Genomic DNA, 13612 nt, shown 5'->3' with positions numbered 1-13612 from the left:
CTGAGCGTCCGCTTAGGATGGGTGGTTGAACGTTCCACCTCAAGGTCCATGTCAGGAGCACCGTCCGTGACCGCCGAAGCCCCGACCGCCCCCGCCCTCTCCTACGGCCGGCTCATGCCCGTCACCGTCCACTTCGACGACCTCGACGCGCTCGGCCTGCTGCACAACGCCCGCTACCCCCTGATGGTGGAGCGGGCCTGGGCCGAGCTGTGGCAGGAGCACGGCTTCCGCTTCGAGGGCGACTGGGCGGCGGCCGGGGACGCCTGCAACGCGGTCAAGGAACTGCGCATCACCTACGAGGCACCCGTGACCAGGCCCGGCACCTACGCCGTCCACCTGTGGCTGGAGCGGCTCGGCACCACGGGCCTGACCTACGGCTTCCGGTTCTGCTCGGCCGACGGTACGGCGACGTACGCGCACGGCAGCCGGGTGCTGGTGCGGCTGGACGCCGCCACCCTGCGCCCGGCGCCGTGGAGCGAGCGGTTCAGGGCCGCGGGCCGGGAACTGCTGCGTCCGGCCGGCTGATCTTCGGACGGTCCCGGTCGCCGGCCCGCAGCACGCCCGCGAAGACGGCGAGCCCGCTGGACAACACGGTGACCAGGACGAACGACACCACCAGGCTGGTCGCCTGGGCGAGGCCGCCGATCGCGCTCGGGGCGATCAGCCCCGAGGTGTACGTGATGGTCGCGACGCCGGCGATGGCCTGGCTCGGGTTCGGGCCGCTGCGGCCCGCCGCCGCGAAGCACAGCGGGACCACCACGGCGATGCCCAGTCCCGTCAGCGCGAACCCCGTCATCGCCACCGCCGGGTGCCCGGCGAGCACGATCAGCAGGCCGCCGAGCCCGGCCAGCACTCCGCCCCAGCGGACCGTGCGCACCGCACCGAAGCGGTCCACCACCTTGTCGCCGGCGATCCGGGCGACCGCCATGGTGAACGTGAAGCCGGTCGTGCAGGCCGCCGCCAGGGCGGCCGAACTGCCCAGCTCGTCCTCCAGGTAGACCGCCGACCAGTCCAGGCTCGCGCCCTCCGCGAACACCGCGCAGAACCCGATCGCGCCGATCAGCAGCGCCGAACGCGGCGGCAGGGCGAACCGGGGCGGCGGCTCCTCGTCCTCGGCGGGCTGGAGGTCCAGCACCCAGGAACAGGCCGTCGCACCCACCATGGTCAGCACGCCGGCCGCCAGCGCGTGGTGCAGCCGGGCGTCGGCGCCGAGGTGCGCGGCGAGCGTGCCGGCCGCCGAGCCGATCAGCGCGCCCGCGCTCCACATGCCGTGCAGGCCCGACATGATCGACCGGCCGAGGCGGTTCTCCACCTCCACGCCGAGGGCGTTCATCGCCACGTCCGACATGCCCGCCGTCGCGCCGTAGACGAACAGGGCCAGGCAGAGCGTGGCCAGGTTCGGCGCCAGGGCGGGCAGGGCCAGCGCCAGCGTCCACATCGCCAGCAGTCCGCGCAGGGCCGTCCGGGCGCCGAAGCGGTGGCTGAACCAGCCCGCGAGCGGCATCGCCAGGGACGCGCCGAGCGCCGGGAAGGCGAGGGCGAGGCCGAGCTGGCCGGCGCTCACCCCGGCGTGGTCCTGGATCCACGGGACCCGGGTCGCGAACGAGCCGGTGACCGCGCCGTGCACGGTGAACACGGCGGCCACGGCGTACCGGGCGCGTCGCACGACGCGTTGCTCGTAGACCACTTCGCTCATTCTCCGGCCCCTCCTCGGGTGGCGGGCACCCGTGCTCGCCCTGACGCGTTCCGGCTGCGTAAACTATCAGGAACCCTTCCTGATGAATAGGGAGAAGCTCAGGCCGCCCGCCGCGCGGCCCCCGCCCGTCTGGGAGGATCCCGGCATGCCCGCATCCCCGAGCACCGCCCGAGCCATCAACGACCGGCTCGCCCTGCGGCTCCTCCAGGAGGAAGGACCCCTGACGGCGGGGCAGTTGAAGGAACTGACCGGACTCTCCCGGCCGACCGTCGCCGACCTCGTCGAACGCCTCACCGCCGCCGGGCTCATCGCCGTCGTCGGCGAAGCGGGGGAACAGCGCCGCGGACCCAACGCCAAGCTCTACGGCATCGTCGCCGACCGGGCCCACCTGGCCGCGCTCGACGTGCGCACCAAGGGTGTCTCCGTGGTCGTCTCCGACCTGCTCGGCAGGGTGCTCGCCGAGGCGTCCGTGCCGATCGGCGACGACACCGGCACCGGGCCCGCGGTGGAACAGGCGGTCGCCCTCGTCGAACGGACCGCCAAGGAGGCCGGCGCCGACCGGCTGCACACCGTCGGGATCGGCGCCCCCGGGCTCATCGACCCGGCCACCGGCGACCTGCGCGACTCCACGGGCCTGCCCGCCTGGCACCGGCGCCTGGTCGCGGCGCTCGCGGAGCGGCTCCCCGGGGCCCGCGTCATCGTCGAGAACGAGACCAACCTCGCGGCCCGCGCCGAACAGCGCGACGGCGCCGCCCGCGACCGCGACACCTTCGTCCTGCTCTGGCTCGGCCACGGCACGGGCGCGGCGGTGATCCTCGACGGCCGACTGCTCCGCGGCGCCTCCGGCGGAACCGGGGAGATCGGCTTCCTGCCCGTCCCCGGCACGAGAGGCCTGCCGTCGGCCACGGACTGCGAGGGAGGCTTCCACTCCCTGGCGGGCGCGGCGGCCATCGAGCGGCTGGCCGAGGAGTACGGCGTGCGCGCCCCCAGGGCCGGGGCCGGACCGTGGGCGGCGGAGCTGGTGGGGGCGGCCGTGCGGGCGGTCCCCGGCGGTGCGGGGCCGCACCGCGCTGGGCCGGACGGTGGGCCGGGGGCCGGCGCGGGGGCCGGGCAAGGCACCCTGCCGGAGTGGGCCGGGTCCTGGGCGGCGCGTGCCGTCGGCGGCGTGACCGGTGCGCGCCCCGGGGGCCGGGGCGCGGCCGGCGCCGCTCCGTCCCCGGAGATCCGCTTCCTGAACGCCCTCGCCGACCGGCTCGCCGTCGGGGCGGCCTCCGTCGTGGCCGTGCTGGACCCCGGGTGCGTGGTGCTGGGCGGCGAGGTGGGGCAGGCCGGGGGAGCGGAGCTCGCGGCGCGGGTGGAGGCGCGGATCCGGCGGCTGTCACCGCTGACCACCGAGGTGCGGCCGAGCGTACTGGGCGGCGGCGCGGTCCTGCGCGGCGCACTGCTGACCGCCCGGGACCGCGCCCAGGACGAGCTGTTCGCGCCGCCCGGGCGCTGACCGGGGCGCTGCCCCCCGGGGCCCGGCCGCCGGAAACCGCAGGAACCCCTCACCCCCGGCCGGAGCTCGTGCTCCGGCCGGGGGTGAGGGGTTGTGGGGGGTGAGGTGGTGAGACCCGGCGGCGGGCAAGGGCCGTCGTCACCGCCGCCGGGCCGGTCCGTCCGGGGTCAGCAGGCGCCGAGGTCCTGCCAGACCCCCCATTCGCCGGTGGTGCCGGGCTCCTCGCCCTTCGTCCACCACTTGGCCTTCCACGAGTGCCCCTTGTGGGACACGGTCGAACCACCGCCGTACTCGGACGTCGCGGTCCACGCGGGCGCGGTGCACGCGCCGGGCGTCGGGGTCGGGGTGGGGGTCGGGTTGGTCGGGTCCGGGGTCGGCGAGGTGCCCGAGCCGGGCTCCACCAGGGTGGTGCCGCGCGCCAGGTCCCCGGCGAGCGCGTAGGTCGTGCCCGCGATGTTCACCGTCCAGTTCCACGGGGTGGACACCGGCAGGTAGTAGTTGAAGGACAGCTCCACGGACGCGCCGGGCGCCAGCGACTGCCAGGCCGGGAGCTTCAGCGAGACGCGGTGGAAGTCGCCCTTCAGGCCGCCCACGTTGCTGCCCGTGTGGTCGCTGCTGATCACCTTGGTGCCGAAGCCGGACTGGTCGGAGGCGTTGGCGGGGGCCGCGGTGGAGTAGTCGAACTGGAACTCGGTGCCGCCGGGCAGGGTCGTCCTCGTGTTGTTGGTGATCTTCACCTTGGGGGTGATCGGGTAGTTGGAGTCACCGAGCTTGAACTCGCCGAACTCCACACCGATGTTCACCGCCTTGGCGGGCAGCGCCTTGTTGGAGACCTTCGCGCCGTAGGGCGAGGCGGACCTGAACTTCTCGTACATCAGCGAGGTGAGCGTGTCACCCGTCTCGTACTGGCCCTTGGCCGCGTTCCAGTCGTAGTCGCCCGCCAGCTCCCACACCATCGTGCCGCCGATGCCGCGGTCCACGACGTAGTCCGCCTTGGCGGCCACCGACTGCTCGTCCTCGGTGGAGAGGAAGACCTTCTTCTCGGCGTTCCACAGCCACGGCGCGACCAGCGTGGAGTCGTACTTGCGGGCGTAGGTGCCGGTCAGTTTGGTGCCGGAGGGGAAGCCGTACTTGGTCACGTAGTCCCCGACGATGCCCTTCTCCAGGTTCTTGGCGTGCCACATCGGGTTCGAACCGGCCGGGGACTCCTTGCCGTTGTCGTCCTTGTCGTGCCACAGGTTGTCGATGCCGACCGCGCCGTCACCGCACTTGGTCAGGCCGGATCCGGCCGGGCAGGTGGTGGCCGCCGCCTTGCCCCACAGGCCGTTCGTGCCGCCCTGGACGTTCTTGTGGCCGCGCGTGTAGTAGGGCAGGCCGATGTTGATGCGGCCGGCCGGCATGGACCCGCGGAAGTAGTGGTAGGCCCAGTCGGTGTTGAGGTAGCCGATGCCGCCGTACTGCTGGCTGCCGTAGACGTTCGCCGCGGCCAGCTCGGCGTCCTTGCCGTCGTCGAAGAGGGAGGCGTTCGGGCCGACGTACTCGTTCCACGCGCCGTGCAGGTCGTAGGACATGATGTTGACGTAGTCCAGGTACTTCTGGACCTGGAAGGTCTCCATGCCGCGCAGCAGGTAGCCGGAGGAGGGGGCCGCGACCGACAGCAGGTAGTGCTTGCCGTCCGCCGCGCCCGCGCGGTCCAGCTTCTCCCGCAGGGTCTTCATCAGCGCGGCGTAGCCCTTGACCAGACCGGCCCGGCGGGCGTTGGCGTAGGACCAGTCGAGCGGGTTGCCCGCGTCCTTCATGGTGGTCGGGTACTCGTAGTCGATGTCGACGCCGTTGAAGCCGTACTTCCGGATGAAGGAGACCGCCGAGTCCGCGAAGGTGTCGATGCCGGCCTGGTTGACCGAGCCGTCGGCGTTGGTGGCCATCGCGTAGAAGCCGCCGGAGTTGACGCGCTTGCCGCTGTCGTCGAAGTAGCCGCCCGTCTCGGCCCAGCCGCCCACCGAGATCAGCGTCTTGACGTCCGGGTGCTGCTTCTTGAACTTGTTCAGCAGGTTGAAGTGGCCCTTGTACGGCAGCGCGGGGTCCATCTCCGCGCCGGCGACCCCGGGCCAGGTCATGCCGGTGGCGGGGTTGGCGGGGCCGTCCGAGCCCACGGAGATCTTGTTGCCGCCGTCGATGTGGGCGAAGGCGTAGTTGAGGTGGGTGACCTTGTCCCAGGGGATGTCGGAGGCCAGATAGGCGGGTGTGCCGTCCTTGCCGGTGCGCCAGCCGGTGAAGTAGCCGATCACCCGGCGCTGGTGGTCGGCGCCCATCCTCTCCCGGCCCTCGGTGTCGTAGACCGAGCAGTACGGGACGTCGACGCCGGGGGTCTTGTAGAGGCCGTCGGGGCGACAGGACTCCTGGTCGGCGGCGTGGGAGACGGTCGCCGGGAGGCCGGCGAGCAGCAGGCCCGCGACGGCCCCGGCGGCCGCGAGCAGGGCGGGTCTGGCCCGGTGGGGCGAGGGGGACAGCACAGTCGGTTCCTCTCCACGGAAGTTGGCGCAGACCCTAGAGAGGACTAGACCAGTAGGTCAATAGGTATGGACCAATCAAGGAAGGGTGGGTGCCGGTGAGTTGGCACGCTCGGGGAGGGCCCGCACACACTCTGTGAGCCACCCCACACCGCTCACCCGTATGGACGCCGATCAGGCGTGGCACACTGGCCCTGTACCAGAAGCAGCGCACTCCGGGGTCGGTGAAAGTCCGAACCGGCGGTTACAGTCCGCGACCCGGTCGCCTCCAGCGACCGGTTGACCAGGTGAAATTCCTGGACCGACGGTTAAAGTCCGGATGGGAGGCAGTGCGCGGCGGGCAGGCATGCGTGCGTGTCGCCGTATCGGCTCGTTCCCTCGGGGACGGGCGTCGGAGCCGTCCCCTCGGGACGGATCCCGTCGGCGTCGCTCCCGGTGTCCTCGCCCGTACATCCTGTCGTCATCGGCAGCCCCGGAGTCCGTGCCCGAAGAGGCAGGAGGACCCGGGAAGTGTTCACCGGAATCGTCGAAGAGCTGGGCGAGGTCACCGCCGTCGAGAACCTCGGCGACGCCTGTCGCTTCCGCCTGCGCGGCCCCGTCGTCACCGAGGACGCGAAGCACGGCGACTCCATCGCCGTCAACGGCGTGTGCCTGACGGTCGTCGACCACGAGGGCGACGAGTTCACCGCCGACGTCATGGCCGAGACCCTCAAGCGCTCCAGCCTGGGCGCCCTGACCGCCGGCTCCCGCGTCAACCTCGAGCGCCCCACCGCGGTCGGCGCCCGGCTCGGCGGCCACATCGTGCAGGGCCACGTCGACGGCACCGGCACCGTGCTGGAACGCACCCCGTCCGAGCACTGGGAGATCGTCAGGATCTCCCTCCCCGCCGACCTCGCCCGCTACGTCGTCGAGAAGGGCTCCATCACCGTCGACGGCATCAGCCTCACCGTCGTCGAAGCCGGAGCCGACCACTTCACGGTCAGCCTCATCCCGACCACCCTCGCCCTGACCACGCTCGGCATCAAGCAGCCCGGCGACCCGGTCAACCTCGAGGTGGACGTCATCGCCAAGTACGTCGAGCGGCTGCTCGGCACCCGGGGGGCCGCACAGTGAACTGGCTCAACTCCGAGGCGTTCAGCCTCTTCGGCCAGCGCATCCTCTGGTCGGACATGGTCGGCAACATCTTCGGCCTGGCCGCCCTCGCCCTCGGCTGGCGGCGCTCCCTGTGGACCTGGCCGGTGCAGTTCGTCTCCGGCGTCATCCTCTTCGCGGCCTTCTACGGCCACCTCGCCGGCAGCGCCGGGAAGCAGGTCGTCGTGATGGCCGTCGCCCTCTGGGGCTGGTGGCAGTGGACGCGCGGCAAGGGCCGCTCGGACGACGGCCAGATCTCCGTGCGGTTCGCCACCTGGGGCGAGCGCGCCGCGATGCTCGGCGCCGCCGCCCTCGGCACGGTCGCCGTGGCCCTGTTCTTCAAGGCCAACCCGACCCTGTCCTGGGACCCCTGGCCGGACGCCTACATCTTCGTCGGCACCATCGTCGCGATGTACGCCCAGGCGCGCGGCATGGTCGAGTTCTGGTTCGCCTGGCTGCTCGTCGACCTCGTCGGCGTACCCCTCAACTTCACCAACGGCTACGCCTTCTCCGGCTTCGTCTACGTCATCTACGGCGCGCTCGTCCTGTGGGGCCTGCGCGACTGGTGGCTGCGCTCCCGCCGGTCCGGGCAGCCCGTCCCGGAAGGAGCCCCGGCATGACCACGGCCCCCCTGCTCCACGGCCCCGACGACCTCGAGGACCTCGCCCTCGACCCCGTCGAACAGGCCATCGCCGACATCGCGGCGGGCCGCCCGGTCGTGGTCGTCGACGACGAGGACCGCGAGAACGAGGGCGACCTCGTCATCGCCGCCGAGAAGGCCACCCCCGAGATCGTCGCCTTCATGATGAGCGAGTGCCGCGGCCTGATCTGCGCCCCCATGGAGGGCGACGAACTCGACCGGCTCCAGCTCCCGCAGATGGTCGCGGACAACACCGAGTCGATGCAGACCGCCTTCACCGTCTCCGTCGACGCCTCCGGCGCGCACGGCGTGACCACCGGCATCTCGGCCGCCGACCGGGCCACCACCCTCCGGCTGCTGGCCGGCGGCACCGCCGGGCCCGCCGACTTCGTCCGCCCCGGTCACGTCTTCCCGCTGCGCGCCCGGCCCGGCGGCGTGCTGGCCCGCAACGGCCACACCGAGGCGGCCGTCGACCTCGCCCGGCTCGCGGGCCTGCGCCCGGCCGGCGCCATCGTGGAGATCGCCGGCGAGGACGGCCGGATGCTGCGGCTGCCCGAGCTGATCCCGTTCGCCCGCAAGCACGGCCTGACGATCATCTCCATCGAGGATCTGATCGCCTACCGGCGCAGCGCGGAACCCACAGTCCGCCGGGAGGCCGAGGTCCACCTGCCGACCCGGCACGGCACCTTCACCGCGTACGGCTACCGCTCCACCGTCGACGGCGTCGAGCACGTCGCCCTGGTCCACGGCGAGATCGGGGACGGCACGGACCTGCTGGTCCGGATGCACTCCGAATGCCTCACCGGCGACGTCTTCCACTCCCTGCGCTGCGACTGCGGCCCCCAGCTGGAGGCCTCCCTGGAGCGCATCCAGGCCGCCGGCCGCGGCGTGGTGGTCTACCTGCGCGGACACGAGGGCCGCGGCATCGGGCTGCTGTCCAAGCTGCGCGCCTACGAGCTCCAGGAGCGCGGGCGCGACACCCTCGACGCCAACCTCGAGCTGGGCCTGCCCGCCGACGCCCGCGACTACGGCGCCGGCGCCCGCATCCTGACGGACCTCGGCGTGCGCAGCGTCCGCCTGATGACCAACAACCCCGAGAAGTCCGACGCCCTCGCCCGCCACGGCATCGAGGTCGTCGAGCGCGAGCCGATGCCCGTCACCGCGGGCGAGCACAACCTCCGCTACCTGCGCACCAAGCGGGACCGGATGGGCCACGACCTGCCCTGGCTGGACGGCCCGGCGGTGCCGGCCTCCGCGGCCACCTGCGGCGACCAGTAGACGAACCCGACCAGAAGCGAAGACCGAGGAGAGGCGAGAACGTGAGCGGCAAGGGCGCACCGGAGCTGTCCGTACGCAATGTGGGTGACCTGCGGGTCGCCGTCGTCGCGGCGCAGTGGCACCAGAAGGTGATGGACGGACTCGTGGACGGCGCCCTGCGCGCCCTGCACGACCTGGGCATCGACGAGCCGACCCTGCTGCGGGTCCCCGGCAGCTGGGAGCTCCCTGTCGTCGCCAAGGTGCTCGCCGGGCGCGGCTACGACGCGATCGTGGCCCTCGGCGTCGTCATCCGCGGCGGCACCCCCCACTTCGACTACGTGTGCCAGGGCGTCACCCAGGGCCTCACCCAGGTCTCCGTCGACACCGGCGTCCCCGTCGGCTTCGGTCTGCTCACCTGTGACAACGAGGAGCAGGCCCTGGACCGTGCGGGCCTGGAGGGCTCCAGCGAGGACAAGGGGCACGAGGCGGTCACCGCGGCGGTCGCCACGGCGGCCACCCTGCGTTCAGTATCCGAACCCTGGCGGTAGGCGGACCGGCGCAACGGCTAGGGTGGGACCACCATGTCCAAGAAGACGTTCGAGGAGCTCTTCACCGAGCTCCAGCACAAGGCCGCCCACGGCGATCCCGCCTCGTCCCGCACCGCTGAGCTGGTCGGGAAGGGCGTCCATGCCATCGGCAAGAAGGTCGTCGAGGAGGCCGCCGAGGTGTGGATGGCCGCCGAGTACGAGGGCAAGGAGGCGGCCGCCGAGGAGATCTCGCAGCTGCTGTACCACGTCCAGGTGATGATGGTCGCCCGCGGGATCTCCCTGGACGACGTCTACGCCCATCTGTAAGCCGCCCGCCGCCACCGCCGAAACCCCCTTCACACAAAGGAAGCCGACCTCATGCTGCGCATCGCCGTTCCCAACAAGGGTTCACTCTCCGGCCCTGCGGCGGAGATGCTGCATGAGGCCGGCTACCAGCAGCGCCGCGAGTCCAAGGAACTGCGGATCGTCGACCCGGAGAACGAGGTCGAGTTCTTCTACCTCCGCCCCCGCGACATCGCGATCTACGTCTCCTCCGGCCGCCTCGACATCGGCATCACCGGCCGTGACCTGCTGATCGACTCGGGCGCCAACGCCGAGGAGATCCTGCCGCTCGGCTTCGCCCGCTCCACGTTCCGCTACGCCGCCAAGCCGGGCACCGCCGACGGTGTCGCGGACCTCGCGGGCCGCACGGTCGCCACCTCCTACGAGGGGATCGTCGCCAAGCACCTCGCCGACCACGGCGTCGACGCCTCCGTCGTCCACCTGGACGGCGCCGTCGAGACCGCGATCGAGCTGGGGGTCGCCGAGGTCATCGCCGACGTCGTGGAGACCGGCACCAGCCTGCGCAACGCGGGCCTGGAGGTCTTCGGCGAGCCGATCATGAAGTCCGAGGCGATCGTCATCCGCCGCACCGGCGCCGACGCCGAGGAACCGAAGGTGCAGCAGTTCCTGCGCCGCCTCCAGGGCGTCCTGGTCGCCCGGACGTACGTGATGATGGACTACGACTGCCGGGTCGAGCAGCTGGAGAAGGCCGTCGCCCTCACCCCGGGCCTGGAGTCGCCGACCATCTCGCCGCTGCACAACGAGGGCTGGGTCGCCGTCCGCGCCATGGTGCCCGCGAAGGACGCCCAGCGCATCATGGACGACCTGTACTCCATCGGGGCGCGGGCCATCCTGACGACGGCCATCCACGCCTGCCGGCTCTGAGGAGGCGGCGCACCATGTCGGATCCCGTACCTCTCCCCGAGCTCCCGGTCACCTTCCGGCCCACCCGGACGCGGGCCGTGCTGCACACCGCCGCCGCCGCGATCTTCGTCACGGTGTCGCTGGTCGCGCTGCTGCTGGAGCGCCTCAGCCCGGCCGAGAAGCTGAGCTTCGTGTTCACCGCCGCCCTGCTGGCCTGGGTGCTGCTGCGGCTGGCGCGCCCCAAGGTCGTCGCCGAGGAGTCCGGCGTGACCGTCGTCAACTTCGGCAGCGTCCGCCGGCTGGAGTGGGCGCAGATCGTCCAGGTCAACCTGAGGGTCGGCGACCCCTGGGCGTTCCTCGACCTCAGCGACGGCACCAGCCTGGCGGCCATCGGCATCCAGCCGGGCATCGCCAAGGACCAGGCCATTGCCCAGGCCCGCACCCTGAGGGCGCTGGTGGAGGCCCGTACCGGGCAGTCCCGGGGCTGACTCGGGGGCGCGTCCGGGGTGCTCACCCTGCCACGCGACCCCGTGTCTTGATTAATCTGTTGGGCGGAGGCGCACCGCGCGCCTCCGCCCCTGTCGTGCCCGCCCCGGCGCACAGGGGTCCCTGCTACCCGAGGAGTGACCCTCTCCGGCGATGGACGGATCGTCCTGCAGTACCTGCGCCGCCCCCTGCCGACATAGCGCGGACCGCGTGTCCGAGGTCCGCGCCCGTGCACAGGCGGCGGCATCATGAGCGTCCCCCTGCTGCTCCTGGCAGCCGCGTTCCTGCTGATCCTGGCCAACGGATTCTTCGTGGCGGCGGAGTTCGGCCTGGTGACGGTCGAGCGCCCCGAGGCCGAGAAGGCCGCCGCCGAGGGCGACCGACGGGCCGTCCGGGTCGTCGCCTCCCTCAAGGAGCTGTCCTTCCAGCTCTCCGGCACCCAGCTCGGCATCACCATCACCTCCCTGATCGTCGGCATGCTCGCCCAGCCGGCCCTCGCCCAGCTGCTCGACGGGCCGCTCACGGCTCTCGGCGTCCCCGAGGGCGCGGTGTCCGCGGTGGCCGTCGCCGTCGGCATGCTGCTCGCCTCCGCGGTGCAGATGGTCGTCGGCGAACTCGTCCCCAAGAACTGGGCGGTGTCCCGCCCGATGCAGGTCGCGCGGTTCGTCGCCGGCCCGCAGCACGTCTTCGCCCGTCTGTTCCGCCCGGTCATCGCCGGGCTGAACGACGTCGCCAACCGGCTCGTCCGCGCGCTGGGCTTCGAGCCCGCCGAGGAGCTGGCCTCGGCCCGCACGCCCGGCGAACTGGTCTCCCTCGCCCGCCACTCGGCGCGGGCCGGCGCCCTGGAGCAGGACACCGCGGACCTCTTCGTGCGCACCCTGTCCCTCGGCGAGCTGACCGCGCAGCACGTGATGACGCCGCGCGTGAAGGTCAGCGCCCTCCAGTCGTCGGCGACCGCCGAGGACGTGGTCAACCTGACCCGGGCCACCGGCCTGTCCCGCTTCCCCGTCTACCGGGAGCGGATCGACGAGGTGGTCGGCATGGTCCACCTCAAGGACGCCCTCGCGATCCCCGCCCACGAGCGGCTGCGCACCCCGGTCCCGCGCATCGCCCGCCCGGCCCTGCTCGTCCCCGAGACCCTGCCCGTGCGGCCGCTGCTGGCCCGGCTGCGCAGCGAGCAGCCGATCGCGGTGGTCGTCGACGAGTACGGCGGCACGGCCGGGGTCGTCACCCTGGAGGACATCGTCGAGGAGATCGTCGGCGAGGTCCGTGACGAGCACGACGGTCACGGCACACCCGAACTCGCGCCCGCCCCGCCGGAGGACGGCCGGCCCGCCTGGGACGTCGACGGCAGCTGCCGGGTCGACACCCTGCTCCGGATCGGCCTGGACGTGCCCGAGGGCCCGTACGAGACCGTCGCCGGGCTCGTCGCCGACCTGCTCGGCCGGATCCCGGCCGTCGGCGACCGGGCGGAACTGCCCGGCTGGCGGCTCGTCGTGCGCCGGGTCGGCCACTACCGCGCGGAACGCGTCCGCCTGGTACGCACCGCCCCCGTACCGGAGGCCGCCCGATGAGCCTCGTCCAGCTCCTCTTCGCCGCGCTGCTCGTGCTCGCCAACGGCTTCTTCGTCGGCGCCGAGTTCGCGCTGGTCTCGGTCCGCCGCAGCCAGATCGAACCGCTCGGCACCGCCCGCGCCCGCCAGGTGCTGTACGGCCTGGAACGGCTGCCGCAGATGATGGCCGCCGCGCAGTTCGGCATCACCGTCTGCTCGCTGACACTGGGCGCGGTCGCCGAACCGACGGTGGCACACCTGCTGGAGCCGTTCTTCGCGTGGATCCACCTGCCGCACGCGATGATCCACCCGCTGGGCTACGTCATCGCGCTGGCCACCGTCGTCTTCTTCCACCTCGTCATCGGCGAGATGGTCCCGAAGAACCTGGCGATGGCCGCCCCGGAGAAGGCCGCGCTGTGGCTCAGCCCCGGCCTGGTCGCGTTCGCCCGTCTGTGCCGGCCGATCACCGTGGCCCTCGGCGCCTGCGCCCAGGGCGTGCTGCGGCTGTTCCGGGTCGAGCCCAAGGACGAGGTCGAGGCCGTCTTCACCAGCGAGCAGCTCAACCGGCTGGTGGAGGACTCCGGGCAGGCCGGACTGCTCGACCCCGAGGAGGCCGAGCGCCTGGAGGACGCGCTGGAGCTGGGCTCCCGCCCGGTGACGGACGTCCTGCTGAAGCGGGAGTCGCTGGTCACGGTGGACCCGTCGGTCACGCCCGGGCAGATCGTCGAGCTGACCGGGCGCACCGGGTACTCCCGCTTCCCCGTGGCCGCGGACGGCGGCGCCTTCATGGGCTACCTGCACGTCAAGGACGTCCTCGACGTGGAGGACTCCGACCGCGCGGTGCCGCAGCACCTGTGGCGGCCGATGACGACGCTGCGCTCCGAGCTGCCCCTCGACGACGCCCTGACGGTCATGCGCCGCGCCGCCACCCACCTCGCCCAGGTGGCCGACGCCTCCGGCCGGGTAGTGGGTCTGGTGGCCCTGGAGGACGTCCTGGAACTGCTGGTCGGCGAGGTCCGCGACCCGGCGCACCGGCAGCCCGTGCCGGCCGTGTCGGAGCCCCGCTCGGGCGAGGAGGTCCTGACCGCCTGACGCCCGGGACACCCGGC

General features: G+C 72.5%; 13 protein-coding genes and 1 riboswitch. Of the genes, 11 read left to right on the top strand and 2 right to left on the bottom strand.

The window, feature by feature from the left end:
• Positions 1 to 66 precede the first annotated feature (66 nt).
• Positions 67 to 525 carry an acyl-CoA thioesterase gene (locus SGLAU_RS05750; protein ID WP_043498919.1) on the top strand — a complete coding sequence of 153 codons (459 nt, stop codon included), beginning with the start codon at positions 67 to 69 and terminating at the stop codon, positions 523 to 525.
• Here the strand turns inward: SGLAU_RS05750 and SGLAU_RS05745 are convergent.
• Complete coding sequence (locus tag SGLAU_RS05745) at positions 485 to 1696, bottom strand: MFS transporter (protein ID WP_043498918.1); 1212 nt, start codon at positions 1694 to 1696, stop codon at positions 485 to 487. The genes SGLAU_RS05750 and SGLAU_RS05745 overlap by 41 nt on opposite strands.
• Positions 1697 to 1841: 145 nt before the next feature.
• Between SGLAU_RS05745 and SGLAU_RS05740 the strand changes: the two genes are divergently transcribed.
• Positions 1842 to 3194, top strand: a complete 1353-nt coding sequence (locus SGLAU_RS05740) for an ROK family transcriptional regulator (RefSeq protein WP_043498917.1) — start codon at positions 1842 to 1844, stop codon at positions 3192 to 3194.
• Between the two features lie 167 nt (positions 3195 to 3361).
• Here the strand turns inward: SGLAU_RS05740 and SGLAU_RS05735 are convergent, their stop codons facing one another.
• Complete coding sequence (locus SGLAU_RS05735) at positions 3362 to 5707, bottom strand: chitinase C-terminal domain-containing protein (RefSeq protein WP_043498916.1); 2346 nt, start codon at positions 5705 to 5707, stop codon at positions 3362 to 3364.
• 203 nt (positions 5708 to 5910) lie between these two features.
• A riboswitch (FMN riboswitch) is annotated at positions 5911 to 6041 on the top strand.
• A 173-nt stretch (positions 6042 to 6214) separates the two neighbouring features.
• On the opposite strand from SGLAU_RS05735, the gene SGLAU_RS05730 reads away from it, so the two are divergent.
• The 9 genes from SGLAU_RS05730 (at position 6215) to SGLAU_RS05690 (ending at position 13595) form a co-directional block, all read left to right on the top strand.
• The gene (locus SGLAU_RS05730; RefSeq protein WP_043498915.1) at positions 6215 to 6817 is read left to right on the top strand and encodes a riboflavin synthase; all 603 of its coding nucleotides are present in this window, start codon (positions 6215 to 6217) and stop codon (positions 6815 to 6817) included.
• Complete coding sequence (locus tag SGLAU_RS05725; RefSeq protein WP_043498914.1) at positions 6814 to 7455, top strand: nicotinamide mononucleotide transporter family protein; 642 nt, start codon at positions 6814 to 6816, stop codon at positions 7453 to 7455. The genes SGLAU_RS05730 and SGLAU_RS05725 overlap by 4 nt, the downstream gene beginning before the upstream one ends.
• Positions 7452 to 8753, top strand: coding sequence for a bifunctional 3,4-dihydroxy-2-butanone-4-phosphate synthase/GTP cyclohydrolase II (locus tag SGLAU_RS05720; protein WP_043498912.1), 1302 nt, complete (start codon positions 7452 to 7454; stop codon positions 8751 to 8753). Before SGLAU_RS05725 ends, SGLAU_RS05720 begins: the two co-directional genes overlap by 4 nt.
• A gap of 41 nt (positions 8754 to 8794) precedes the next feature.
• A complete protein-coding gene (gene ribH, locus SGLAU_RS05715) occupies positions 8795 to 9280 on the top strand; it encodes a 6,7-dimethyl-8-ribityllumazine synthase (RefSeq protein ID WP_043498911.1) in 486 nt (161 codons plus the stop codon).
• Positions 9281 to 9313: 33 nt separating this feature from the next.
• Positions 9314 to 9586: a phosphoribosyl-ATP diphosphatase gene (locus SGLAU_RS05710; protein ID WP_028423093.1), complete on the top strand. Its 273-nt coding sequence runs from the start codon at positions 9314 to 9316 to the stop codon at positions 9584 to 9586.
• Positions 9587 to 9637: 51 nt separating this feature from the next.
• Positions 9638 to 10486 carry an ATP phosphoribosyltransferase gene (gene hisG / locus SGLAU_RS05705; protein WP_043498908.1) on the top strand — a complete coding sequence of 283 codons (849 nt, stop codon included), beginning with the start codon at positions 9638 to 9640 and terminating at the stop codon, positions 10484 to 10486.
• Between the two features lie 14 nt (positions 10487 to 10500).
• A complete protein-coding gene (locus SGLAU_RS05700; protein WP_043498906.1) occupies positions 10501 to 10953 on the top strand; it encodes a PH domain-containing protein in 453 nt (150 codons plus the stop codon).
• 246 nt (positions 10954 to 11199) lie between these two features.
• A complete protein-coding gene (locus SGLAU_RS05695; protein ID WP_043498905.1) occupies positions 11200 to 12525 on the top strand; it encodes a hemolysin family protein in 1326 nt (441 codons plus the stop codon).
• Positions 12522 to 13595, top strand: coding sequence for a hemolysin family protein (locus SGLAU_RS05690; RefSeq protein ID WP_043498903.1), 1074 nt, complete (start codon positions 12522 to 12524; stop codon positions 13593 to 13595). Before SGLAU_RS05695 ends, SGLAU_RS05690 begins: the two co-directional genes overlap by 4 nt.
• Positions 13596 to 13612 lie beyond the last annotated feature (17 nt).

The sequence above is a fragment of the Streptomyces glaucescens genome (assembly GCF_000761215.1).
Taxonomy (GTDB): domain Bacteria; phylum Actinomycetota; class Actinomycetes; order Streptomycetales; family Streptomycetaceae; genus Streptomyces; species Streptomyces glaucescens_B.
Note: the sequence above shows the minus strand (reverse complement) of the source record. Positions and strands in the feature narration are given on the sequence as shown.